Genomic DNA, 21,312 nt, shown 5'->3' with positions numbered 1-21,312 from the left:
CCAACAGATGCTCTTGGCCTCAAAACCCGGCACAGCGGAACATCGTTTTCAAGCTTTCAACGGATAAGCCCGTTCAAGCCACAAGTAGTATCTTATCACAATTTCATAGCCTATGCAATAAAATCTATTCTTTTTCCCATTCAGAAATCCATTTTCTTTCTTGCTCTGTAAGCGGATAGTCTTTCAGAAGATCCGGGCGTCTTAAATAGGTTCTTCTGATCGATTCTTTATTCCGCCATTCTTTGATTTTAGCATGGTTTCCTGATAGAAGTGTTTCAGGCACTTTTAAACCTTTATAATCTGCCGGTCTTGTATAATGCGGATGCTCCAAGAGCCCCGTACTGAACGAATCCTCTATGTGGGAAGCCTCTTTGCCAAGCACACCCGGAAGCAGCCTGACGACACTGTCAGCAATCATCATCGCAGGCAGCTCACCGCCTGTCAGAACGAAGTCGCCAATTGATATTTCATCTGTCACCAAATGCTCGCGGATTCGCTCATCATAGCCTTCATAATGGCCGCAGATAAACAGCAAATGCTCTTCCTTTGCCAATTCCTCGGCTTTTTTTTGTGTGAAACGCTCACCTTGCGGGCAGACGAGGATAACGCGCGGCGGACTGTCGGCTTTTGAGGCCAGATCCTCAACCGCGTCAAAAACAGGCTGAGGCTTCAGAACCATACCTGCTCCGCCACCGTAAGGATAATCATCCACTGTATTATGCTTGTTATCAGAATACTCCCGGAAATTGACGATCTGGAACTGCACTGCTTCTTTTTCTTGGGCTTTTTGAAGAATGGATGAACCGAGCACCCCTTCAAACATTTCAGGAAACAGCGTCAAAAAATCGATTTTCATTCGTCTATTAATCCTTCCATGAGTTGAATCTCAATTTTCTTTTCGCTGACATCAATCTGTTTAACGACTGATTCAATGTAAGGGATCAGCGCGTCTTTTTTACCTTTACGCCCGATTACCCATACATCATTGGCTCCCGGTGTTAAAATTTCTTTCACCTTTCCGATCAGTTCGCCTTCTTCGGTAAAAACTTCACAGCCGATAATTTCGTGGAAATAAAATTCTCCTTCATTCAGCTCACCCAAATCCTCTTCAGGAACTTTGATGATGGCGTTTTTCAGTTCCTCTACTTCATTCAGGCTTTGTCTTTCTTTAAACTGCAGCAGATGAAATTGCTTATGCAGCCTGTACGTGTTTACCGTTACTTCTATCGGTTCTTGGCGTCCGTCCATAAACAAATACAGCGTGTTGCCCGGCTTGTACCGTTCTTCGGCAAAATCCGTTTTTGAAATGACCCGCACCTCGCCTTTAATTCCGTGGGTATTTACAATTTTACCGACATTAAACCATCGCTTTGTCATATGATCACCTCTGGCGAATTTCAATTACTGTTCCGTCTTTTATGACGATGGTGTTTGCTGCTGTTTTCTCATGCCAGTCATCTCCGACTTCAATAGTCAGCAGCGCATCGATTTCCTTTTCTTTCATTTCACTGCCAAGCGGTAATGTATGTACTTGGGTAATTTGAAAATCGATCATTTTCATATTATCTTTTCGTTTTTCTATTGCCTTTTTAAATTGTTCAATTACATCTGGGTTCTGCTGTTCTTTTTCATGTTTTCTAAGCTGAAAATAGAGCTGGCTGCATTCTCGTTCAAGCATTTGCTTCTTTTCTGTGAAAGTAGATAAAAGCTTTTCTTTGCTGCGCTCGGTTAAGACTTGCATAACGGCTACACGGTGAATAATTTGCATCGCACCAAGCTCCCTGCTTTTAAAACTTTTTCAAGACCAGACTTTTCTATCTTGTCTTATCTTCTATCAGTTTACCCGTTTTTTGCGTGTAAAAAAAGGGGAGGTGCCGGCCCTCTCCCTTTTAGTCAAATATTTCAAATTGAACTTTCTTAGAAGACTGTGCGCCAGCTGCAAATACAGCTGTTCGAATCGCTTTTGCAGTCCGGCCTTGCTTCCCGATAACTTTACCGGTATCTGACTTATGAACAGATAAGCGCAGCGCAATCTTTTGATCGGTTTCTTCTCTTATGACCCGAATGTCATCTGGATGATCAACAAGCGGCGTCACAATCGTGACAATCAAATCTTCCAAGTGTTGATCAGTCATTACTTGCCTTGTTTAGCGTTGTGGAATTTTTCCATGATTCCTTGGCTAGAGAACAAGTTGCGAACTGTATCAGATGGTTTCGCTCCAGTTTGAAGCCATTTAAGAGCAAGCTCTTCATCGATTTTTACTTCCGCTGGTTTTGCAACCGGGTTGTAAGTGCCGACTGTTTCGATGAAACGGCCGTCACGCGGTGAACGAGAATCTGCTACAACAATACGATAGAAAGGAGATTTTTTTGCTCCCATACGTTTTAAACGAATTTTTACTGCCATTTTACTAGCACCTCCGAAAATATTTCAACAAGATAGTATATTAACAATGATAAAAGTGTTTGTAAAGTGTTTTTTCTTAACAACGGTTTTATCATGTATAACCGATTACATAAAAGGTAACTTAAATCCTTTTTTCTTTCCTTTTGACATGTTTGTCATCTGCTTCATCATTTTTTTCATTTCGTCAAACTGCTTAAGCAGACGGTTGACTTCCTGTACGGACGTCCCGCTTCCTTTCGCAATCCGCTTGCGCCGGCTGGCATTAATGATATCCGGCTGTTCTTTTTCAAGAACAGTCATCGATTTAATGATCGCTTCCACATGATTCAGCTGCTTTTCATCAACTTGAATATTTTTCAAGCCTTTCATCTTACCTGCACCCGGCATCATTTGCAGAAGCTCATCCAGAGGCCCCATGTTTCTGACCTGTCCGAGCTGCTCCAGAAAATCATCCAATGTGAAGCTCATTGTTCTCATTTTTTGTTCCAGCTCTTTGGCCTTGTCTTCATCGACGGTTGCCTGAGCTTTTTCAATCAATGTTAACACGTCACCCATGCCGAGAATCCTTGATGCCATGCGTTCAGGATGGAATGCTTCTAATGCATCAAGTTTTTCGCCTAAACCGGCGAATTTAATCGGCGTGTTTGTCACCGCACGAATGGAAAGTGCAGCACCCCCGCGCGTGTCTCCATCAAGCTTTGTTAACACAACACCGGTTAAACCGAGCTGTTCGTTAAAGCTTTTGGCTACATTCACGGCATCCTGCCCGGTCATTGAATCGACAACCAGAAAGATTTCTTCCGGATTCGCGATTTCTTTCACTTGGGTCAGTTCATCCATAAGCTCATGGTCGATATGCAAACGGCCTGCTGTATCCAAAATGACATAATCATAGTGTTCTTCCTTGGCTTTTTCGATAGCCTGCTTGGCTATTTCTACAGGGCTGACCTGATCACCAAGGGAAAAAACAGGCATGTCGAGCTGCTTGCCTAGCGTTTCCAGCTGCTTGATTGCAGCAGGACGGTAAATATCGGCAGCAACCAGCATCGGTTTGCGATTATGCTTTTTGCGCAGCAGATTTGCAAGCTTACCGCTCGTTGTCGTTTTACCGGCACCCTGGAGACCAACCATCATAATAACAGTCGGCGGCCGCTTCGCGACGGCAATTTTGCTTTCTTCGCCGCCCATCAGCTCTGTCAGTTCCTCTTTAACGACTTTAATGACCTGCTGGCCGGGCGTCAGGCTTTTCATGACGTCTTGGCCTACAGCCCGTTCACTTACTTTTTTCACAAAATCCTTTACTACTTTAAAGTTAACGTCAGCCTCAAGCAGCGCAAGACGAACTTCACGCATCATTTCTTTTACATCTTGTTCGCTGACTTTCCCTTTTCCGCGGATTTTAGAAATCGTCTGCTGCAGTCGGTCGGCTAATCCTTCAAATGCCATAGTTTGCCGCCTCCTAATCTAATTTCTCAAGCGCTTCAATCAGAGCTGTAATTTCTTCCTCTTCTTTAGTACCGGAAGCAAGCTCCTTCAGCTTATTAAACATCTCTTTACGCTCCTGAAACTTTTTCAAAAGGAGCAGCTTTTCTTCATATTGTTCAAGCATCGCTTCTGTTCGTTTGATGTTATCATAAACAGCTTGTCTTGAAACCTCATACTCTTCGGCTATTTCGCCAAGGGAGAAATCGTCCAAATAATAAAGCGACATATAGCTCTTCTGTTTAGACGTCAACAACGACTGATAAAAATCAAACAGATAATTCATTCTCGTTGTCTTTTCGAGCGACATATGAGCTCTCCCCTTTGTTAAGTCAAATCCCTTTACGATAACTTAGTTTACATGGTTTTAATGTGAGTGTCAAGTTTTTATCTTGTCAAAGCAATGATCACTTTTTTCCAATATTAACTAAACATCTTCTAATTTATTCCGATATTGTATATGAACCCCACTTTAAAGGAGGATTCTCATGAAAAAAATCGGTTTGTTGGTTATGTTATGCTTGGCTGCCGTGTTACCATTTATTTTTCCCGCCCAGCAAGCAGCTGCGGCCGGAGCCCCTTATAGGGCCTCCATCTCAAATATTAGCACGGACGGAGGCGTGTACGGCAAAATCAATTACGGACAGGGCCAATTTTGGCGAGTCAAGTACAATATTACGATAAGCGGTACATTGCTCGACGAAAATGGAGCGCCAGTGCCAAACACACCAGTCAGCTTCGAAGCAGATACAAAAGTCGGGAATACAACACAGACAGCTGCGGGAACAACTGATGAAAACGGAAAGTTTAACGTTCCAATGTATTTAGGACCTGCTGCTGGATACTACACGTATTACACATCTGTTTCCGTTCATTACTATGACATTATTCCATTCAGGGTTTATTCAGGTGATGCGAGATTGCTATCCACTGATAACAGCCTTTATCATTTCGCCTATCAAGTGAGACGATAACAAAACAGCCCCCAATGCTTTTGGGGGCTGTCTGTCTTTTTAATCCTCCGCTTTTTCCACTAAATCTGAAAAGAGCCCGTATACGTAAGATTCAGCGTCAAACTCCTGAAGATCATCAACTTTTTCTCCTAAGCCGACTAATTTAACCGGAATATGAAGCTCGTTGCGAATCGCAAGGACAATGCCGCCTTTTGCAGTGCCGTCAAGCTTTGTTAAAGCAATTCCTGTAACGTTTGTTGCTTTAGAGAACTCCTTCGCCTGTGCCATTGCGTTTTGTCCAGTCGTGGCATCAAGGGCGAGCAGCACCTCATGAGGCGCTTCGGGCACTTCTCTTTCGATAACGCGCTTCACCTTTTCGAGCTCCTTCATCAGGTTTACCTTATTTTGAAGACGCCCTGCCGTATCACAAATCAATACATCTGCTTCTCTCGCTTTGGCAGCGTGAACAGCATCATAGATGACAGCCGCAGGATCGCTGCCGGCCGCCTGCTTAATGACAGGCACACCCGTACGTTCTCCCCATACTTCAAGCTGTTCAATCGCTCCTGCTCTGAAAGTGTCTCCGGCAGCGAGTACAACAGACTTTCCTTCTTGCTTTAGTTTATGAGCAAGCTTTCCGATCGTTGTCGTTTTGCCGACTCCATTTACGCCGACCAGGAGAATGACATTTAAACGCCCTTCCTGAATGTTCAGCTCAGAAATTTGTTCGTCTCCGCTGTTATAAATCTCCACCAGCTTTTCAGAAATAACAGACTGCACTTCCTGCGGATCTTGAATATTTCTGCGCTTCACTTCTTTCTTGAGCTCGTCTATCAGCTCCATAACCGTTGTAAAACCGACATCAGCACTGATCAGAACCTCTTCAAGCTCTTCGAAGAAGTCCTCATCAATTTTACGGTAACGGGACACGAGATCATTCACTTTGTTTTGAAAGGAGTTTCTCGTCTTTTCAAGGCCGTCCTTAAACTTTTCAGATACGGAATCTGTCTGCTTTGTGATTTTCTCTTTTAATTTTTTAAAAAAACTCATCTTATAACCTCTTTCCTCGTTACTGAACGAATTCTTTTGTCTCTTCCAGCTTCACTGAGATGACCTTAGAAACACCTGATTCCGGCATTGTCACGCCGTAAAGCACATCGGCTTCCTCCATAGTGCCTTTTCTGTGGGTAATCACAATAAACTGGGTATCGGCACTGTATTTTTTCAAATACTGCGCAAACCGGAACACATTTGCTTCGTCAAGCGCGGCTTCTACCTCGTCTAGAACACAAAACGGCACAGGGCGCACCTTTAAAATTGAGAATAAGAGCGCAATAGCAGTAAGCGCACGCTCTCCGCCAGACAAAAGGTTTAAGTTTTGCAGTTTTTTTCCCGGCGGCTGCGCGATAATTTCTACCCCGGAATGCAGCAGATCATTCGGATCAGTAAGCCTTAATTCCGCTCGTCCTCCTCCGAATAAGGAGCGGAAGACTTGATCAAAGTGAGAGCGGATTTGGACGAATGTGTCGTTAAAGCGTTTCGTCATCTCTTCGTCCATTTCCTCAATCACTTGGAACAGGGTATTTTTTGCTTCTGTTAAATCTTCTTTTTGCTCTGACAAGAATTGATAGCGTTCGTTAACCCTCTCAAACTCATCTATGCTTCCGAGGTTTACCGTTCCAAGCTCTTCTATTGCGAGTTTAATCAGCTTCACGCGCTTTCGTGCTTCCTCAGGATCTGTTTCAAGCTGGTATTTCTCTTTAGCTCCCTCAAAGGACAAGCTGTATTCTTCCCGCAAGTATTGCAGCAAATTATCAAGCTCGACTTCCATTCGGCCTAGTTTTACTTCTTCGTCTTTTAAGAGCGTTGTTTTTTGTTTATACATGCGCTTCATTTCTTTCAGCTCGCGCTCATACGTATCAAGCCCCTGCTGAAGTTTGATCCTCTGGTCACGCCTTAACGCAATCAATTCAATTGTTTTTGTTTTGTCATTCAATTTATGTTTCGCGGCCTCTTCCAGTTTTTCTTCGCCGCTTGTGCTTGATGACATTTCTGACGTTAAGAAGCTTAGGTCCTCTTTCGTCTCTTTTAAAGCAAGCTCTGTTTCTTGGAGCTCTTTCTTTAATCTAGCGAGGTTGTCCTCTTCGCTCTTACATGCTTGCTCTTTTTTCGCTGCTGCGATCTTCAGCTCAGTCAGCTCATTGGAGAGAGACTCTTTTGTAGAGGACTGTGTCTGTTTTTGTTTTGTCAGTCTATCAATATCCTCTTCAAGCTGTTTCATCTTTTCGGATACGGAAGAAAGCTTTTCTTCCAGCTCGCGTTTGCGCGCTTTCTTCTCTTGATCGCTTTCTGACAGAGCTGATTTTTCCTGATCATAGAGCTCTAAGTGAGTATTGATATTCTTCTCAGCGACTTGAAGCTCATACAGCTGGCCTTTCACATCCTGCTGCTTTACTCTTAAGCCTTCCCCGGCCTCTCTTAATTCAGCCAGCTTTTTCTCCATCTCCTGAATGGATTGCTTAAGGGTTTTGACCTCTTGTTCAAGCTGCGCTGTTTTTTCTTCCATCTCAGCGAGCCGCTGGGTGACATCCTCTAGTTCCCGGCTTCTTCCTAGCAGGGAGTTGTTTTTCTTTTTAACGGCGCCCCCCGTCATTGAACCTCCAGGATTCACGACATCGCCCTCGAGAGTAACAATGCGGTAACGGTGTCCAAGCAGCTTCGCAAGCTCATTTGCGCCTTTTAAATGCTCTGTAATCAGAACGGTGCCAAGCAGGTTTTGAATGATACGGCGATACGCGGGATCAAATGTGACAAGATCACTGGCAACCCCGAGAAATGACGGGTGCTGCTCCGCAGTTGCCGCGTCCCTGCTTTGAAGCTGACGGTCTTTGATGACAGAAAGCGGCAGAAATGTCGCCCGGCCGAACGAATTCTGTTTCAAATATTGAATCGCTTTCCGTGCGGACTGTTCATCATCGGTCACGACATGCTGTGCTGAAGCTCCGAGTGCGATTTCAATGGCCGTTTCATACTTTTGTTCTGTTGAAATCAGCTCAAGGACTGCCCCGCGAATTCCGCCAAGCCGCTCTTTCGCTTTCAGCACCTCTTTAACACCTTGATAAAAGCCGGAGAAATCTCCCTGCATCGTCTCAAGCATGTCTTTTTTCGATCTCGCCTGCTGGACGTATTGGTACGCTTGGTAAAGAGCAGATTCATTTTTCTCATATTGACGCTTTTTCTGCTCGTATTTGACCTGCATTTCACGATACGCGCCGACTTGGCTGTGAATCTCCTGCTCTATGCGGGCAAACTCGGTTTCACACGCAGCTTTTTGGGCGGAAATATCGCGCCGTTCCTGCAGATGCTTTTCATTATTATCAGCCAGCCTCTGCTGGGTAACGGCTGATTGGGACATCTGGTCATCAAGCAGCTGGAGCTCATTGCGAATCGAAGCCTGGCTGTTTAACAGCTCAAAGTAATCGCTTTTCAGCTGTTCAATTTTCTCTTCGACATTTTCATTATGAAGACTGAGAGCCTGCTGCTTTTCCTTCACCTGTGCTTTTAAATCTTTCACTTCTGTCTGAAGCGTTTCGAAAACAGCTTCCTGCTTCGCAAGATCTTCTTTCAGCACACCTTCTTTTTGCTGAAACTGTACGATGGCTTCTTCAAGCTGCTCTCGGTTTTGCACAGCGTTTTTTTTGCGTTCTTTCAGTACTTCTTTGCGCCCTTCCAGCTTTTCAAGCTCCTCACTTGTCACAAGCAAGACTTGCTGGAGCTCGTCCACTGATTCATCGAGGGCTTGAATTTTGTCTCGAGCATCTTCAATTTTCGCTTCTTTTGCTGAAATAGCAGACGATTCAGCAAGCTCTTCTTCCTTAGCGGCTTGCACTTTCTCCTGAAGGCTTGACCATTTGGCGTGCAGCTCTTCAATATCGTAAGCGGTCAGCGCAATTTCAACGTGCTCAAGCTCTTTCTTTTTCTCCAGGTAGTCTTTCGCGATTGAGGCCTGTATTTTAAGAGGTTCAACCTGGCCTTCCAGCTCATGTAATATATCTTCTACCCGGTTTAAATTATCCTGGGTTTCAAACAGCTTGTTTTCTGCTTTTTTCTTTCTCGTTTTGTATTTGAGCACCCCTGCTGCTTCTTCAAAGATACTGCGGCGATCCTCCGCTTTGCTGCTCAGGATTTCTTCCACTTTCCCTTGGCTGATAATCGAAAATGCTTCTTTTCCAAGTCCGGAGTCCATAAATAAATCAATAATATCTTTTAAGCGGCACGGCTGATTGTTAATTAAAAATTCACTCTCGCCAGATCTGTACACACGTCTTGTGACACTGACCTCATGGAAGTCAATCGGCAAAAAATGATCGTCATTATCAAGCGTAAGTGTAACTTCGGCAAGATTTAACCGTTTTCTCGAATCACTGCCGGCAAAAATAATATCTTCCATTTTCCCGCCGCGAAGGGAACGTGCTGATTGTTCTCCAAGAACCCAGCGAATAGCGTCTGTGATATTGCTTTTTCCGCTTCCGTTCGGGCCGACAACCGCAGTGACGCCTTTTACAAAATCAACGGAAATCCGTTCTGCAAATGATTTAAATCCTATAACGTCTAAACGTTTGAGGAACATAGCGATCCTCCTTATGTAATAAGTATTTCAATTTTATCATAAACATGGATGAAATAAGACGGCAAACATACTGAAATCCCCCTTATAACTTAGGGGGATTTTATTGTTTCGTATGGTGTTTTTGCAATTTAGCTAGAGCTTCCTGAGCAGCGTGCTGTTCGGCTTCTTTCTTTGAACGGCCGTTTCCGACTCCGAGTGGTTCACCTTTTAGAGATACGATGGCTTCGAATTCACGGTTATGGGCAGGTCCTTTTTCGTTGGATATTTTATACTCCAGCGAGCCCTTGCCGTCCCGCTGCACGTATTCCTGCAGCTGGCTTTTAAAATCCATCACATGAGAAAAAGCACCATCGTTTATTTTAGGGAACACATAGACTTTTAAGAAACTTTCGACCGGCTCTAATCCCTGGTCAAGATACAAGGCTCCGATAAATGCTTCGAAGACATCCGCCAAAAGTGCAGGGCGTTTTCTGCCGCCCGTCATTTCCTCGCCTTTCCCTAATAGGACAAGATCGCCGAATGACAGTTCGTGAGCCAATGAAACGAGAGACGGTTCGCATACAATCGCGGCTCTCAATTTCGTCAAATCTCCTTCACTCATAGCCGGATACTTGGCAAATAAGAATCTGGAGATCGTCAGTTCCAAAACAGCGTCACCTAAAAATTCAAGCCTTTCATTATCTTCATACGGCTTTTTCCGATGCTCATTCACATAAGATGAATGTGTAAATGCTTGATACAAAAGCTTTTCATTTTGAAAGTGAACCGAGATCCGTTCTTGAAACTCTTTAAATTGTTCTATTTTTTTATAGAACTTTTTCTTATCTTTATAATGTGAGTGTTTTGACATAGTAACCTCCATAGGCACATCAGGTTCACCGCGCTTCTCTGACTAAACCGGATACAGCGCGCGTAAAAGCGGCATGCTGTAATAACTGCACGAATAAAGGGCTAAAGCCCCGCGTTTCGGCGGGACTTTTAGCATCAGCTTATTGCTGGTTTTGTATGTAGTTCACAGCGTCGCCGACTGTTGCAATCTTTTCAGCATCTTCGTCAGAAATTTCCATATCAAACTCGTCTTCAAGTTCCATAACAAGCTCAACTACATCCAGGGAATCAGCACCTAAGTCTTCCTTGAAAGAAGCTTCAAGTTTGACGTCTGCTTCATCAACGCCAAGGCGATCTACGATGATTTTCGTTACACGCTCTAATGTATCTGCCATAGCAATTCACCTCCCCTCAAGTATTATAGTGGATTCGTTTTTAAAAAACTAGAGTAACTATGATGAAATTTTCGAGAAAAAACTTACATTACCATTCCGCCGTCAATATGAAGCGTCTGGCCTGTCATGTAACGCGCTCCCTCTGAAGCAAGAAACGTGACGACGCTGCTGACATCGCCGGGATCGCCAAAGCGAGCGAGCGGAATTTGTTTCAGCATTTCATCTTGAACGTCTTTAGCAAGCTTATCTGTCATATCAGTTGAGATAAATCCAGGCGCAATCGCATTGACTGTGATGTTGCGGCTTGCGAGCTCTTTAGCTGAAGACTTTGTTAAGCCGATCACACCTGCTTTTGCAGCCACGTAGTTGGCTTGTCCAGGATTTCCGCTGACGCCGACGATAGACGATACGTTAATAATCCGGCCTGAACGCTGCTTCATCATTTGTCTTGTCACAGCTTTCGTGCAGTTGAAAACACCCTTCAGGTTAATGTTAATAACATCATCCCACTCATCTTCTTTCATCCTCATGATGAGATTGTCTTTTGTAATTCCGGCGTTGTTCACTAGAATGTCAATCGTAGAGAAAACAGAAATCGCTTCTTTTATCATGTTTTGTACATCTTCAGGATTTGATACATCGGCTTTGACAGCAATCGCTTTTCTGCCCATTGATTTGATTTCATCTACGACTTCATTTGCTTTCGCTTCGCTGCCTGAGTAGTTAACGACAACGTTTGCACCGTTTTTGGCCAAGTCAAGGGCGATTGAACGGCCGATTCCGCGGGATGCGCCAGTGACAACAGCTGTTTTTTCATTAAGCATTCTCATTCTCCTCCTTAAGCGTTTGAATTGCCAGTTCAATCGTTTCCGGGTCTGATACGGCAATGGTTTTTAAGCGTCTGTTTACTTTTTTCACAAGGCCTGAAAGCACTTTGCCGGGACCGATTTCAATAAACGTCGTAACACCCTCTGCGATCAGCTTGTTAACAGTTTCCTCAAAACGAACCGGGGAGTACAGCTGCTCAATGAGTTTCTCTTTAATGTCTGCCTTATCTGTCATCACATCTGCAGAAACATTTGAGATCACCGGCACGTCTGCGTCTTTCAGTTCACAGGAGTCCAAGACTTCCTTCAGCTTATCAGCAGCAGGCTTCATCAGTTCAGAATGGAACGGACCGCTTACGTCAAGCGGAATCGCACGTTTAGCGCCGTTCTCTTTTGCCTGTTCAGATGCAAGCTCTACTCCTTTTGCCGTTCCGGAAATAACGATTTGTCCGGGACAGTTGAGGTTGGCAAGCTGCACAAGGTGGCCATCCTCAGTGACTTTATCGGTTACTTGTTTCAATGCGTCGGCATCCATGCCGAGAATGGCAGCCATCGCTCCTTCTCCGGCCGGCACCGCTTCGTTCATGAACTCACCGCGTTTTCTGACAGTATAAACAGCGTCTTTAAAGCTCATTGCGCCAGCCGCCACCAGTGCAGAATATTCTCCAAGGCTGTGTCCGGCTGTGAAATCAGGTGTAATGCCTGATTCTTTAAATTTTTCAAGCACAGCAATGCTAGTCGTCAGCAAAGCAGGCTGCGCATTGTATGTAAGGGTTAATTCTTTGGCATCACCTTCAAAAATCAGTGAGCTGAGCTTTGTTTCCAATGTTTCGTCCGCTTCATCGAACAGACGTTTTGCAGCTGGAACCTGATCATAAAGCTCTTTCCCCATGCCGATAAATTGAGATCCCTGACCAGGGAATAAAAATGCAATCTTACTCATGATGTAAAAACCTCCAGACTATTCATCTGTTTTTTCTTCTTTTACTTCTTCCTGAATGAGCGCAGCCATGTTTTGGCTGACCATCTCTCTGGCTTGGCGGATCGCATGGTAAACCGCACGGGCATCAGAAGAGCCGTGTGCCTTGATTACCGGCGCTTTCAAACCGAAAAGACTTGCTCCGCCGTATTCGGAATAATCCATTTTCATTTTCATTTCCTTCATCTTCGGCTTCAGCACAGCGGCCGCAAGCTTAGACGTAAAGTTTGACGTGAGCGCTTCTTTCATCATTTTAAAAATGGACATCGCAGAGCCTTCAAGCGTTTTGAGTGTAACATTCCCGGTAAATCCGTCCGTTACTACGACATCTGCTACATCGTCTAAAAGGTCCCGTGCTTCCACGTTTCCGATAAAGTTGATGTTTGCCTCTTTTAATAATTGGAACGTCTGCTTCGTCAATTCGTTTCCTTTTTTATCTTCTGTTCCGACATTCAAAAGTCCGACTCTCGGTGAAGTCACGCCTCGGACTTGCTGGGAATAAACAGAACCCATAATGGCGTATTGAACGAGATGCTCAGGCTTGGCATCTACATTGGCGCCGACATCAAGGAGCAGAAATCCGCCGCCTGATACAGTCGGCAGTGTCGGTGCAAGCGCAGGGCGGTCAATTCCTTTAATTCTTCCCACAATAAACAGGCCGGCTGTCATTAGCGCGCCGGTATTTCCTGCTGAAATGCAGGCGTCAGCTCTGCCTTCTGCAACTTCCTGCGCCATCAGGACCATAGAGGAGTTCTTTTTTCTCCGCACGGCGCGGACCGGTTCGTCCGTAGGCTCAATCACTTCATCTGCGTGCAGCACCGTGATGCGGTCTGATGATGTTGTTAAATACGATTCTATTGTTGTCTTGTCACCGACAAGTGTAATATGAAGATCATCAAATGACTCTATACCCTTCATAACTCCGTCAATAACAGCTTTGGGAGCGTGGTCTCCTCCCATTGCATCTACAGCTATTCTCATGCATGCTCCACCTTTATGAATGTTTTGAACGGTACATGTCAAAGCGTCCAGAAAAAACAATTTCCTCTGCAACATAGCTGTTTACTTCGACAACCGTTCTTCCTTTTTCTTTCTCAACCGCCGTCACTTTCGCTTTCGCAACGACGCGCTCACCCTGCTTTACCTGCCTGGTAAAGCGGATGTCTGCACTTGCAGTCAGCGCCAGTTCGTCATCTATAATTGCAACGGCCAAAGAATTCGCCTGAGCAAATAAATGGTGTCCTCTTGCAATTTGATTCCGGCTGAATACATGCTCCTGTTTTATTTCTAAAATAGAAATCGCCTGATCATCCAGCTCAAGGTCAATAATTTCTCCGATGACTTCGTCTAGTGACAGGGACTTCACTTCATCTTCAAGCGTTTTCTCTGCCACGTTCTTAATTCTTTCTCTTAGCTCCGGTATGGAAAGCTCCAAGCGGTCCAAACGAATCGTCTGAATGCTAACTCCGAATTTTCCCGCTAATTCTTCATCTGTAATAAATGGGGTTGCTTTGATCGTCTGCTGAAGTAATTCCTGGCGTTCTTTCTTATTTCTTCTCATATCTAAACACCATCCGGCAAATTAAGACTAGGTACTAATAGTAGTATATAATTTCATAGATTGGAATGCAATGATTGTTTCTGGCTAAACACCAAAAACTTCTTACCTCAGCTCAATTTTTCCCCGTCCATGACTCCGCTTTTCAGCAAATGCTCTCTTAGCGCCCCATATTCGGGGTCGTTCCAGAACGCTTCCGAAGCCACCAGATTTGCAGCGTCCTGCCTTGCCGTTTCAAGCGCTCTGTAATCATGAACCATGTCCGCCACCTTAAAATCAGGCATTCCGCTTTGTTTTTTTCCAAAGAAATCTCCCGGGCCTCTCAGTTCCAAATCCTTTTCAGACAGTTCAAAGCCGTCATTGGTTTCCGACATGATTCTCATCCGTTCTTTTCCTGTTTCTGATTTCGGATCAGCCATGAGAATGCAGTAGGATTGGTGCTCGCCGCGGCCTACACGGCCGCGCAGCTGGTGAAGCTGGGACAAACCAAAGCGATCGGCGTCGTAAATGACCATAATCGTTGCATTCGGGACATTCACTCCGACTTCAACAACAGTGGTTGATACGAGAATTTGACACGTATTCGCGCTGAATTCCCTCATCACCTGATCTTTATCATCGGAATGCAGTTTTCCGTGCATAAGGCCGACGTTCCATTTTCCACGGAAAACCTCAGAAAGCATATTGTATACATCTATAGCGTTTTGCACATCAAGCTTGTCTGATTCTTCGATCAGCGGACAGATAATATACGCCTGTCTGCCCTGCTTTAATTCTTTTTCGACGAATGCCAGAATGCGGTCCAGCATGTCATGTTTCACCCAATAGGTCTCGATTTGTTTCCGCCCCGCCGGCATCTCATCGATGACGGAGACATCCATTTCACCGAAAACAGTAATCGCCAGGGTTCTCGGAATCGGAGTGGCTGTCATAAAGAGCACATCGGGATCCTGCCCTTTGTTCCGAAGCTTCTTCCGCTGTTCAACTCCAAATCGGTGCTGCTCATCCGTGATGACAAGACTTAGCGCTTTAAACTCGACCTCATCCTGGATTAAAGCATGGGTTCCTACAAGAATATCAATCTCTCCCGCAGCAAGCCGCTCAAGCAATTCCCTTCGGCGCTTCCCTTTTACAGAGCTTGTCAGAAGGGCGACATTGACATCCCACTTTTCAAACAGTGAAACAAGGGAATCAGCATGCTGTTCAGCAAGAATTTCTGTCGGAACCATAAGCGCTCCCTGATATCCGGATAAAATGGCCGCATAAAGCGCGATGGCAGCGACTGCCGTTTTTCCTGATCCGACGTCTCCTTGAAGAAGACGGTTCATTCTGTATGGGGAAGACATGTCTGCTGTTATTTCGCGAAGCACGCGGGACTGGGCGTTGGTGAGAGGAAACGGGAGGCTTTTGACAAATGTCATGAGTTCTTCGTTTGAAAAACGCTGCCGTATCCCTTGCGACTGCTCTCTTTCCGCCTTTCGGAACGCCTGCATTTTCAACTGAAATAATAAAAATTCTTCGTAAACGAATCGGCGTCTGGCCAGCTTTAATGCTTCTCTTGTTTCTGGCTGGTGCATCGCTTTTAACGCTTGATGATAGTCCGGCAGCTTATAGCGAATTTTAAGATTTTCCGGGAGAGGATCAGGTATTGAGTCCGCATATTGTGTCAGCCCGTGCTGAATAAAACGTCTCATCATTTTGACGGTGACATTTTCTTTCACGGAATAAACTGGTTCAATGCTTTTATCCTCTTGATGCGGCCCATTTTTTAATTCCTGAACAGAAATGGTCTGACGGTGCTTGTCCCATTTACCGGAAATCGTCACAACAGAGCCCAGCGAAAGCTTTTTCTTTAAATAAGGACGGTTAAAACAAATGGCAGTGATTAAATAATGGCCGACAAGAAGGCGAAATGTCAGCCTGTTTCGTTTTTTTCCGTAATAGGTAAGAGAAGGCTCTGAATGAACCTTCCCTTCAACTGTGACTCTTTCATCATGCTGTACTTCTTCTAAATCCCTCAGCTCGTAGTCATCATAGCGATAAGGGAAATAATTCAGAAGATCAGAAATGTCATAAATACCGAGTTCATTTAATGTTTTTTCTGTTTCCGGCCCAATGCCCTTAATGTTGGCTATACTAGTTTGCTGATGTTGTTTCACTTGAACCCAGCGCTCCTCCGAATATTTTTTTCTCTAATTCTCTTCCCGTCGGTGTGGCCGCTAAACCGCCCTGGCCTGTTTCTCTAAGGGCAGTGGGCATCGTTTGGCCGATTTTATACATCGCATCGATGACCTCGTCACATGGAATCCGGCTTGTAATGCCTGCTAATGCCATATCAGCAGCAATCATCGCGTTTGATGCGCCCATTGCATTCCGCTTCACACAAGGCACTTCAACAAGGCCCGCAACAGGATCACACACAAGGCCGAGCATATTTTTTAATGTAATGGCCATGGCCTCCGCACTTTGCTCAGGTGTTCCGCCTGCCATTTCAACAATTGCCGCAGCTGCCATGCCCGAGGCAGATCCTACCTCTGCCTGACACCCGCCGGCCGCACCGGAAATACTTGCATTATTTGCTACGACAAAGCCGAAAGCTCCGGCCGTAAATAAAAAGCGGATCATTTGTTCTCTTGTCGGGTTCAGTTTTTCTTTCACGGCAAATAACGTACCCGGCACTACACCTGCAGATCCGGCTGTCGGTGTCGCACAGATTGTTCCCATGGCGGCATTCACTTCATTTGTTGCCACAGCTTTCGATACCGCGTCTAAAATCAGCGCTCCCGACAGGCTTTTTCCAGATCGAATGTAGGCCTGTAATTTAACGGCATCCCCGCCTGTTAAGCCCGTTTGACTCGTAACCCCTTCAAGCCCTTTCTGAACCGCCGCTTCCATAACAGTCAGATTGTGATCCATCTGCTGAAAAATTTCTTCTTTTGTTTTTTCTGTTACTTCCATCTCTTGAGCGATCATGATGTCAGAGATGGACATTTGCTTTTCTTTCGTTATCTCAATTAATTCTTTTACATTACGAAACATAACTGGCTCCTCCTGACCCTTCGCTAGTCAGCAATCTTTGTCACTTGAATAATGTTCGGCAGCTTTGACAGCTCATCGAGAACATCATCGTCAATATTTTGATCCACTTCTATTGTCATCAGCGCAAGCTGACCAATATCCTTGCGGGCGACTTCCATATGGCCGACGTTGATTGAGAATTTCGCAAGGACATTGGCAACTCCTGCAATGGTGCCAAACTTGTCATTATGGACAACTAGAATGGCAGGGTGGTTTCCAGACAGACGGAGCTCAAAGCCGTTTAATTCTGTGATTTCAATTTTTCCTCCGCCTATCGAAATTCCCGTCAGTTCAAGTTCTCCCTTTTCATCAGAAATGCTGATTCGAGCTGTGTTCGGGTGAACCGGAACAGCGTCTTCGACTCGAAACTCTATATCAATTCCTTTATCTTCTGCAATTTGTATAGCAGTTTTAATCCGTTCGTCAAATGTATCAAAATCAAGCAGACCGCCGATGATTGCCACATCTGTGCCGTGACCCTTATATGTTTCAGCAAAAGAGCCGTAAAAGGACACAACGATGCGCTCAGGCTCTCTGCCAAATAAACTTCTGGCCACTCTCCCGATTCTCGCCGCTCCTGCTGTATGCGAACTGGACGGACCGATCATAACCGGGCCGATAATATCAAAAACGCTTCTGTATTTCATGCTATTCCTCCTTATGGATCAGAGCTTATAAGCGGCTTTGCTTCTAGACTAATTGATCGGATATAAAATGGCAAGCGGGCGCGTTACAGCGCTGCCGCACTTAAAAGCAGACATAAGAATAGAAGGGCAATTTGCCCTTCTATTCTGCAGAAACTATATACGAATACAGCGGCTGTTTTCCGTTGTGGATTTCAACCTCAATCTCTTCGTACTTGTCGTTGAGAAACGCTTCAAGCTCTTCAGCTTCTTCTTGAGACGCATCTTCTCCATAAAGAATGGTGACAATTTCGTCCTCTTCTCCGATCATTTCTGACAAGAGCATTTTTGCAGCACCCAGCTGATCTTCAGCACTGCCGATAATCGTTCCATTCAGAATTCCCATAAAGTCGCCTTTTTTTATGTCTTGCCCGTCAATATGAGTATCCCTGACTGAGTATGTCACCTGTCCGCTTTTTACTTGCTGAATGGCACTTAGCATATTGGCTTCATTTGCTTCAGGCTCTTGATCCGGATTAAATGCCAGCAGCGCTGACATCCCTTGCGGAACCGTTTTGGCAGGAATGACAAAAACCTTATCGCCTATCACACTTGCGGCTTGATTGGCAGCCATGATAATGTTGGAGTTATTCGGTAAGATAAACACAGTGTCTGCATTTACAGATCTTACAGCATCGACAATATCCTCAGTGCTTGGATTCATCGTCTGGCCGCCTTCAATCACAACGGAAGCGCCAATGCTTTTGAATAAATCAGAAATGCCTTCTCCCATCGCAACAGTCACAATGCCGTACGGCTGCTTTGCCGCTTTCTCGCTGTGAGCAGGCTCGCTGCCCTGGCTGATGATGGAAGTGTGCTGCTCTCTCATGTTTTCAATTTTGATTTTTATTAATTCACCGTAATTTTGAGCGTAGTTTAACACGTTTCCCGGCTCTTCAGCATGAATATGAACCTTCGCCAGAGACTCGTCTGCAATAACCAAAAGAGAATCACCAAATTGGCTGAGGTCATTTCTGAATGTGCCTTCATCAAATTCTCTTTTATTCTGATCGAGCCTTACCATCACTTCTGTACAGAAACCGAATTCAATATCATCTGTATTCATCATGCTCTGCGCGCTCTTATGATGCTCTGCGCTGACCATGTCATCAAGTGACGGAAGAACGGTTTTCTCAGGAACGGTCTCTCCTTTTAATGAAGCGAGGAAACCTTCATACACACAAAGCAGGCCTTTGCCTCCGCTGTCAACGACTCCTACTTCCTTCAGGACAGGCAGCAATTCCGGTGTCCGGTTTAAGGATGCCTCAGCTTCCTTTGTCACCGATGTCATCAGCGCAATGATATCGGTTTCTTTTTCCGCCAGGGCCACCGCTTGTTTCGCAGCATCTTTTGCAACTGTTAAGATGGTGCCCTCCACAGGCTTCATGACTGCTTTGTAAGCCATATCGACACCGGCTTGCAGCGCGGCGGCAAACTCTTTTGCATTAATTTCTTTTTTTGTTTCAATGCTTTTACTGAATCCTCGGAACAATTGGGACAGGATGACTCCTGAATTCCCTCTTGCCCCCATGAGCAATCCTTTAGATAACGCGGAGCCCACTTTACCGATATCACTTGTCTCCAAATGCTCCACTTCTCTTGCCCCGGAAGTCATCGACAGGTTCATGTTTGTTCCCGTATCACCGTCCGGCACCGGAAACACGTTGAGCGCGTCAACCGCACTCGCGTTTTGCGACAGATTCTGTGCACCTGCAAGAATCATCTCAGCAAAGGTTCTGCCGTCTAATGTTCTGATAGACAATCCTACTCCTCCTAACTACGGGTTCGTCACTCGTACGCCTTGGACATAAATATTGACAGAGTCCACTGCAAGTCCGACTGTTTGATTTACTGTGTACTTTACTTTTGTTTGGACGTTATGTGCCACTTCAGAAATTTTTGTGCCGTAGCTGACAATGATATACATGTCAATATGTATCTGTTCTGCTTCTTGGCGAACTTGAACACCTCTGCTGAAATTCTCTTTCCGAAGGATTTCAGTCAGTCCGTCTTTAATTTGGTTTTTAGAGGCCATTCCAACGATGCCGTAACAGTCAATCGCAGCGCCGCCGGCAACCATTGCAATGACTTCATTCGATATATCAATCTGCCCGTATTTCGTTCTTAATTCAATGGACACACTAGTTCCTCCTTCGAATGCATAGAGTTACAGCTATTCTACTATATGAATTCCATTATGAAAAGAAAAGACGCGACAAACGCTGCACGTCTCTTTACATATACTATAGCGCCGCTGTTTGTGCAAGATGTCAAGTGAATTTTCTTGAAAGATGATGAAACAATAGTTGCAAACGTTTTTTAGCTGTGGTAAATTATTTAAAGTATCCATATCGAAAGCATCTAAGAACATATGAAAGTGAAAAAGTAGATGTTTTGTGCAAGTGAGGAGGGAAACAAATGGCACGTAAATGCGTTATCACAGGTAAAAAAACAACAGCTGGGAATAACCGTTCTCACGCAATGAACGCTTCTAAGCGCACTTGGGGCGCGAATCTTCAAAAGGTTCGTATCCTTGTGAACGGAAAACCTAAAAAAGTATATGTATCTGCTCGAGCTTTGAAATCCGGTAAAGTTGAGCGTGTATAACAAAATGAACGCCTGCCCTGATATGTGGCAGGCGTTTTTATGTGGTGAAAGGGGGCTTGAACCCCTGGGCTTTAATCTTTTCTAAATGAGCCCAGCATCGCCCGGACAATTCCTCCTAAAAACTTCGGCAATTTAATGGTGTAAAATTTCATTTTTGTCCCCTCCTATAAGTCCCGTAACCGCCTGTTCATCGCTTTAAGGTTCATTAATTTCAACAAATGAGTGAAAGCAGAAGCTAATCCGTGCTTCTTATCATTATTAATATGCCTTTCGCAAACGAAAAAGTACCTCGTGAATGAATGAGTTCGTTACTAATACATAGTGTCGAACCAAGCGTAATATGACACTTATTTAGCGGATATTTAAAACCGATGAGGGTCAGCTCATCCACTTCTTCTGTAAATGGGATGAAGGAGATATACCGTTTGTTTTGATCGATAAGAAGAGAATATTCACCTGGAGAGAACATCTGAATATCATTCTGTTTGTCTATAAGCTTCATTTTCGAATTTGTTTTTACTCCCCTGTACAGCAGCTGAATATTTCCTAAAAAGTGATCTGCTCTGCCTCCCGTAATTCCGAAGATTTGAATGATATCCGGCTGCTTTTCGAGGGCCCAATCAAGAGCGAGGTCTAAATCAGTTTGATCTTTTTCTGCCTGGTACACATGGAGAGCGGGCGCGGCTTTTTCGATTTGCCGGCGTTCCTGCTCCGTAATGCTGTCAAAATCTCCGAAAGCTTCATCAGGAATGATGCCGGCATCTAAAAGCGTGACTGTGCCCTTGTCAACCCCGACCCAGATCGTGTGATCAGCCGTATAACCAGTCAGGTCAGGGATCAAATCTTTTGGGCCTCCCGCAACGATATTGATTTTTCTCATCTCTT

24 protein-coding genes are annotated in these 21,312 nt (G+C 44.8%); 2 read left to right on the top strand and 22 right to left on the bottom strand.

All coding sequences use genetic code 11. The features are described from left to right. Positions 1 to 124: 124 nt before the first annotated feature. From trmD to NSS75_RS08885, 7 genes are all read right to left on the bottom strand, one after another. Positions 125 to 856, bottom strand: coding sequence for a tRNA (guanosine(37)-N1)-methyltransferase TrmD (gene trmD, locus NSS75_RS08915; RefSeq protein WP_024121384.1), 732 nt, complete (start codon positions 854 to 856; stop codon positions 125 to 127). Continuing rightward, positions 853 to 1,377 (bottom strand): ribosome maturation factor RimM, encoded by a 525-nt coding sequence (rimM, locus tag NSS75_RS08910; protein ID WP_044155911.1) that lies wholly within the window; start codon positions 1,375 to 1,377, stop codon positions 853 to 855. Before rimM ends, trmD begins: the two co-directional genes overlap by 4 nt. A gap of 4 nt (positions 1,378 to 1,381) precedes the next feature. Next, the gene (locus NSS75_RS08905) at positions 1,382 to 1,768 is read right to left on the bottom strand and encodes a YlqD family protein (protein WP_024121382.1); all 387 of its coding nucleotides are present in this window, start codon (positions 1,766 to 1,768) and stop codon (positions 1,382 to 1,384) included. 121 nt (positions 1,769 to 1,889) lie between these two features. After that, on the bottom strand, positions 1,890 to 2,135 hold the full coding sequence (locus tag NSS75_RS08900; protein WP_024121381.1) for a KH domain-containing protein: 246 nt from the start codon (positions 2,133 to 2,135) through the stop codon (positions 1,890 to 1,892). Then, complete coding sequence (rpsP, locus tag NSS75_RS08895) at positions 2,135 to 2,407, bottom strand: 30S ribosomal protein S16 (protein ID WP_003220815.1); 273 nt, start codon at positions 2,405 to 2,407, stop codon at positions 2,135 to 2,137. Before rpsP ends, NSS75_RS08900 begins: the two co-directional genes overlap by 1 nt. A 105-nt stretch (positions 2,408 to 2,512) precedes the next feature. Further along, positions 2,513 to 3,853: a signal recognition particle protein gene (gene ffh / locus NSS75_RS08890; protein ID WP_024121380.1), complete on the bottom strand. Its 1,341-nt coding sequence runs from the start codon at positions 3,851 to 3,853 to the stop codon at positions 2,513 to 2,515. 13 nt (positions 3,854 to 3,866) lie between these two features. Further along, complete coding sequence (locus NSS75_RS08885; RefSeq protein WP_024121379.1) at positions 3,867 to 4,199, bottom strand: putative DNA-binding protein; 333 nt, start codon at positions 4,197 to 4,199, stop codon at positions 3,867 to 3,869. 178 nt (positions 4,200 to 4,377) lie between these two features. Between NSS75_RS08885 and NSS75_RS08880 the strand changes: the two genes are divergently transcribed. Continuing rightward, positions 4,378 to 4,863, top strand: coding sequence for an Ig-like domain-containing protein (locus NSS75_RS08880; RefSeq protein ID WP_101861207.1), 486 nt, complete (start codon positions 4,378 to 4,380; stop codon positions 4,861 to 4,863). Between the two features lie 39 nt (positions 4,864 to 4,902). Here NSS75_RS08880 and ftsY read toward each other — a convergent pair whose 3' ends face one another. The 13 genes from ftsY to NSS75_RS08815 form a co-directional block, all read right to left on the bottom strand. Then, positions 4,903 to 5,892: a signal recognition particle-docking protein FtsY gene (gene ftsY / locus NSS75_RS08875; protein WP_044155917.1), complete on the bottom strand. Its 990-nt coding sequence runs from the start codon at positions 5,890 to 5,892 to the stop codon at positions 4,903 to 4,905. A 19-nt stretch (positions 5,893 to 5,911) separates the two neighbouring features. After that, positions 5,912 to 9,472, bottom strand: a complete 3,561-nt coding sequence (gene smc / locus NSS75_RS08870) for a chromosome segregation protein SMC (RefSeq protein ID WP_339237032.1) — start codon at positions 9,470 to 9,472, stop codon at positions 5,912 to 5,914. Between the two features lie 100 nt (positions 9,473 to 9,572). Beyond that, a complete protein-coding gene (gene rncS, locus NSS75_RS08865; RefSeq protein WP_010334220.1) occupies positions 9,573 to 10,322 on the bottom strand; it encodes a ribonuclease III in 750 nt (249 codons plus the stop codon). 139 nt (positions 10,323 to 10,461) lie between these two features. Then, complete coding sequence (gene acpP / locus NSS75_RS08860; RefSeq protein WP_003154310.1) at positions 10,462 to 10,695, bottom strand: acyl carrier protein; 234 nt, start codon at positions 10,693 to 10,695, stop codon at positions 10,462 to 10,464. Positions 10,696 to 10,778: 83 nt separating this feature from the next. Next, positions 10,779 to 11,519, bottom strand: coding sequence for a 3-oxoacyl-[acyl-carrier-protein] reductase (gene fabG, locus NSS75_RS08855; RefSeq protein ID WP_024121375.1), 741 nt, complete (start codon positions 11,517 to 11,519; stop codon positions 10,779 to 10,781). After that, entirely contained in the window at positions 11,512 to 12,465 is a 954-nt protein-coding gene (gene fabD, locus NSS75_RS08850) for an ACP S-malonyltransferase (protein ID WP_024121374.1), read from the bottom strand. Before fabD ends, fabG begins: the two co-directional genes overlap by 8 nt. 18 nt (positions 12,466 to 12,483) lie before the next feature. After that, positions 12,484 to 13,482 (bottom strand): phosphate acyltransferase PlsX, encoded by a 999-nt coding sequence (gene plsX, locus NSS75_RS08845; RefSeq protein WP_024121373.1) that lies wholly within the window; start codon positions 13,480 to 13,482, stop codon positions 12,484 to 12,486. A gap of 13 nt (positions 13,483 to 13,495) precedes the next feature. Next, positions 13,496 to 14,062 carry a transcription factor FapR gene (fapR, locus tag NSS75_RS08840; RefSeq protein ID WP_106020684.1) on the bottom strand — a complete coding sequence of 189 codons (567 nt, stop codon included), beginning with the start codon at positions 14,060 to 14,062 and terminating at the stop codon, positions 13,496 to 13,498. 107 nt (positions 14,063 to 14,169) lie between these two features. Next, on the bottom strand, positions 14,170 to 16,218 hold the full coding sequence (gene recG, locus NSS75_RS08835; RefSeq protein ID WP_339237026.1) for an ATP-dependent DNA helicase RecG: 2,049 nt from the start codon (positions 16,216 to 16,218) through the stop codon (positions 14,170 to 14,172). Continuing rightward, positions 16,196 to 17,098, bottom strand: a complete 903-nt coding sequence (gene sdaAA / locus NSS75_RS08830; protein ID WP_024121370.1) for an L-serine ammonia-lyase, iron-sulfur-dependent, subunit alpha — start codon at positions 17,096 to 17,098, stop codon at positions 16,196 to 16,198. The genes recG and sdaAA overlap by 23 nt, the downstream gene beginning before the upstream one ends. Before the next feature lie 23 nt (positions 17,099 to 17,121). After that, complete coding sequence (gene sdaAB, locus NSS75_RS08825) at positions 17,122 to 17,784, bottom strand: L-serine ammonia-lyase, iron-sulfur-dependent subunit beta (protein WP_024121369.1); 663 nt, start codon at positions 17,782 to 17,784, stop codon at positions 17,122 to 17,124. Between the two features lie 139 nt (positions 17,785 to 17,923). After that, the gene (locus tag NSS75_RS08820) at positions 17,924 to 19,582 is read right to left on the bottom strand and encodes a DAK2 domain-containing protein (RefSeq protein WP_024121368.1); all 1,659 of its coding nucleotides are present in this window, start codon (positions 19,580 to 19,582) and stop codon (positions 17,924 to 17,926) included. A gap of 15 nt (positions 19,583 to 19,597) precedes the next feature. Then, positions 19,598 to 19,960 (bottom strand): Asp23/Gls24 family envelope stress response protein, encoded by a 363-nt coding sequence (locus NSS75_RS08815; protein ID WP_024121367.1) that lies wholly within the window; start codon positions 19,958 to 19,960, stop codon positions 19,598 to 19,600. Between the two features lie 278 nt (positions 19,961 to 20,238). Here NSS75_RS08815 and rpmB point away from each other — a divergent pair, with 278 nt between their 5' ends. Beyond that, the gene (rpmB, locus tag NSS75_RS08810; RefSeq protein ID WP_003221548.1) at positions 20,239 to 20,427 is read left to right on the top strand and encodes a 50S ribosomal protein L28; all 189 of its coding nucleotides are present in this window, start codon (positions 20,239 to 20,241) and stop codon (positions 20,425 to 20,427) included. A 71-nt stretch (positions 20,428 to 20,498) separates the two neighbouring features. Here rpmB and spoVM read toward each other — a convergent pair whose 3' ends face one another. Together spoVM and NSS75_RS08800 are read right to left on the bottom strand one after the other, a co-directional pair. After that, positions 20,499 to 20,579, bottom strand: a complete 81-nt coding sequence (gene spoVM, locus NSS75_RS08805; protein WP_003221545.1) for a stage V sporulation protein SpoVM — start codon at positions 20,577 to 20,579, stop codon at positions 20,499 to 20,501. Positions 20,580 to 20,662: 83 nt separating this feature from the next. Then, a complete protein-coding gene (locus tag NSS75_RS08800) occupies positions 20,663 to 21,307 on the bottom strand; it encodes a thiamine diphosphokinase (RefSeq protein ID WP_316961226.1) in 645 nt (214 codons plus the stop codon). Between the last annotated feature and the right edge of the window lie 5 nt (positions 21,308 to 21,312).

The sequence above is a fragment of the Bacillus sp. FSL K6-1012 genome (assembly GCF_037964915.1).
Taxonomy (GTDB): domain Bacteria; phylum Bacillota; class Bacilli; order Bacillales; family Bacillaceae; genus Bacillus; species Bacillus halotolerans.
This window is presented reverse-complemented; position numbering and strand designations above follow the sequence as displayed.

Excerpts from the sequence above, each read along its gene's own strand:
- ftsY (WP_044155917.1), bottom strand. The coding sequence starts at position 5,892 with ATGAGTTTTTTTAAAAAATTAAAAGAGAAAATCACAAAGCAGACAGAT.
- fapR (WP_106020684.1), bottom strand. The coding sequence starts at position 14,062 with ATGAGAAGAAATAAGAAAGAACGCCAGGAATTACTTCAGCAGACGATC.
- acpP (WP_003154310.1), bottom strand. The coding sequence starts at position 10,695 with ATGGCAGATACATTAGAGCGTGTAACGAAAATCATCGTAGATCGCCTT.
- NSS75_RS08800 (WP_316961226.1), bottom strand. The coding sequence starts at position 21,307 with ATGAGAAAAATCAATATCGTTGCGGGAGGCCCAAAAGATTTGATCCCT.
- NSS75_RS08900 (WP_024121381.1), bottom strand. The coding sequence starts at position 2,135 with ATGACTGATCAACACTTGGAAGATTTGATTGTCACGATTGTGACGCCG.
- spoVM (WP_003221545.1), bottom strand. The coding sequence starts at position 20,579 with ATGAAATTTTACACCATTAAATTGCCGAAGTTTTTAGGAGGAATTGTC.
- plsX (WP_024121373.1), bottom strand. The coding sequence starts at position 13,482 with ATGAGAATAGCTGTAGATGCAATGGGAGGAGACCACGCTCCCAAAGCT.
- NSS75_RS08885 (WP_024121379.1), bottom strand. The coding sequence starts at position 4,199 with ATGTCGCTCGAAAAGACAACGAGAATGAATTATCTGTTTGATTTTTAT.
- NSS75_RS08880 (WP_101861207.1), top strand. The coding sequence starts at position 4,378 with ATGAAAAAAATCGGTTTGTTGGTTATGTTATGCTTGGCTGCCGTGTTA.
- NSS75_RS08905 (WP_024121382.1), bottom strand. The coding sequence starts at position 1,768 with ATGCAAATTATTCACCGTGTAGCCGTTATGCAAGTCTTAACCGAGCGC.
- fabD (WP_024121374.1), bottom strand. The coding sequence starts at position 12,465 with ATGAGTAAGATTGCATTTTTATTCCCTGGTCAGGGATCTCAATTTATC.
- sdaAB (WP_024121369.1), bottom strand. The coding sequence starts at position 17,784 with ATGAAATACAGAAGCGTTTTTGATATTATCGGCCCGGTTATGATCGGT.
- ffh (WP_024121380.1), bottom strand. The coding sequence starts at position 3,853 with ATGGCATTTGAAGGATTAGCCGACCGACTGCAGCAGACGATTTCTAAA.
- rncS (WP_010334220.1), bottom strand. The coding sequence starts at position 10,322 with ATGTCAAAACACTCACATTATAAAGATAAGAAAAAGTTCTATAAAAAA.
- smc (WP_339237032.1), bottom strand. The coding sequence starts at position 9,472 with ATGTTCCTCAAACGTTTAGACGTTATAGGATTTAAATCATTTGCAGAA.
- rimM (WP_044155911.1), bottom strand. The coding sequence starts at position 1,377 with ATGACAAAGCGATGGTTTAATGTCGGTAAAATTGTAAATACCCACGGA.
- fabG (WP_024121375.1), bottom strand. The coding sequence starts at position 11,519 with ATGCTTAATGAAAAAACAGCTGTTGTCACTGGCGCATCCCGCGGAATC.
- rpmB (WP_003221548.1), top strand. The coding sequence starts at position 20,239 with ATGGCACGTAAATGCGTTATCACAGGTAAAAAAACAACAGCTGGGAAT.
- trmD (WP_024121384.1), bottom strand. The coding sequence starts at position 856 with ATGAAAATCGATTTTTTGACGCTGTTTCCTGAAATGTTTGAAGGGGTG.
- rpsP (WP_003220815.1), bottom strand. The coding sequence starts at position 2,407 with ATGGCAGTAAAAATTCGTTTAAAACGTATGGGAGCAAAAAAATCTCCT.
- sdaAA (WP_024121370.1), bottom strand. The coding sequence starts at position 17,098 with ATGTTTCGTAATGTAAAAGAATTAATTGAGATAACGAAAGAAAAGCAA.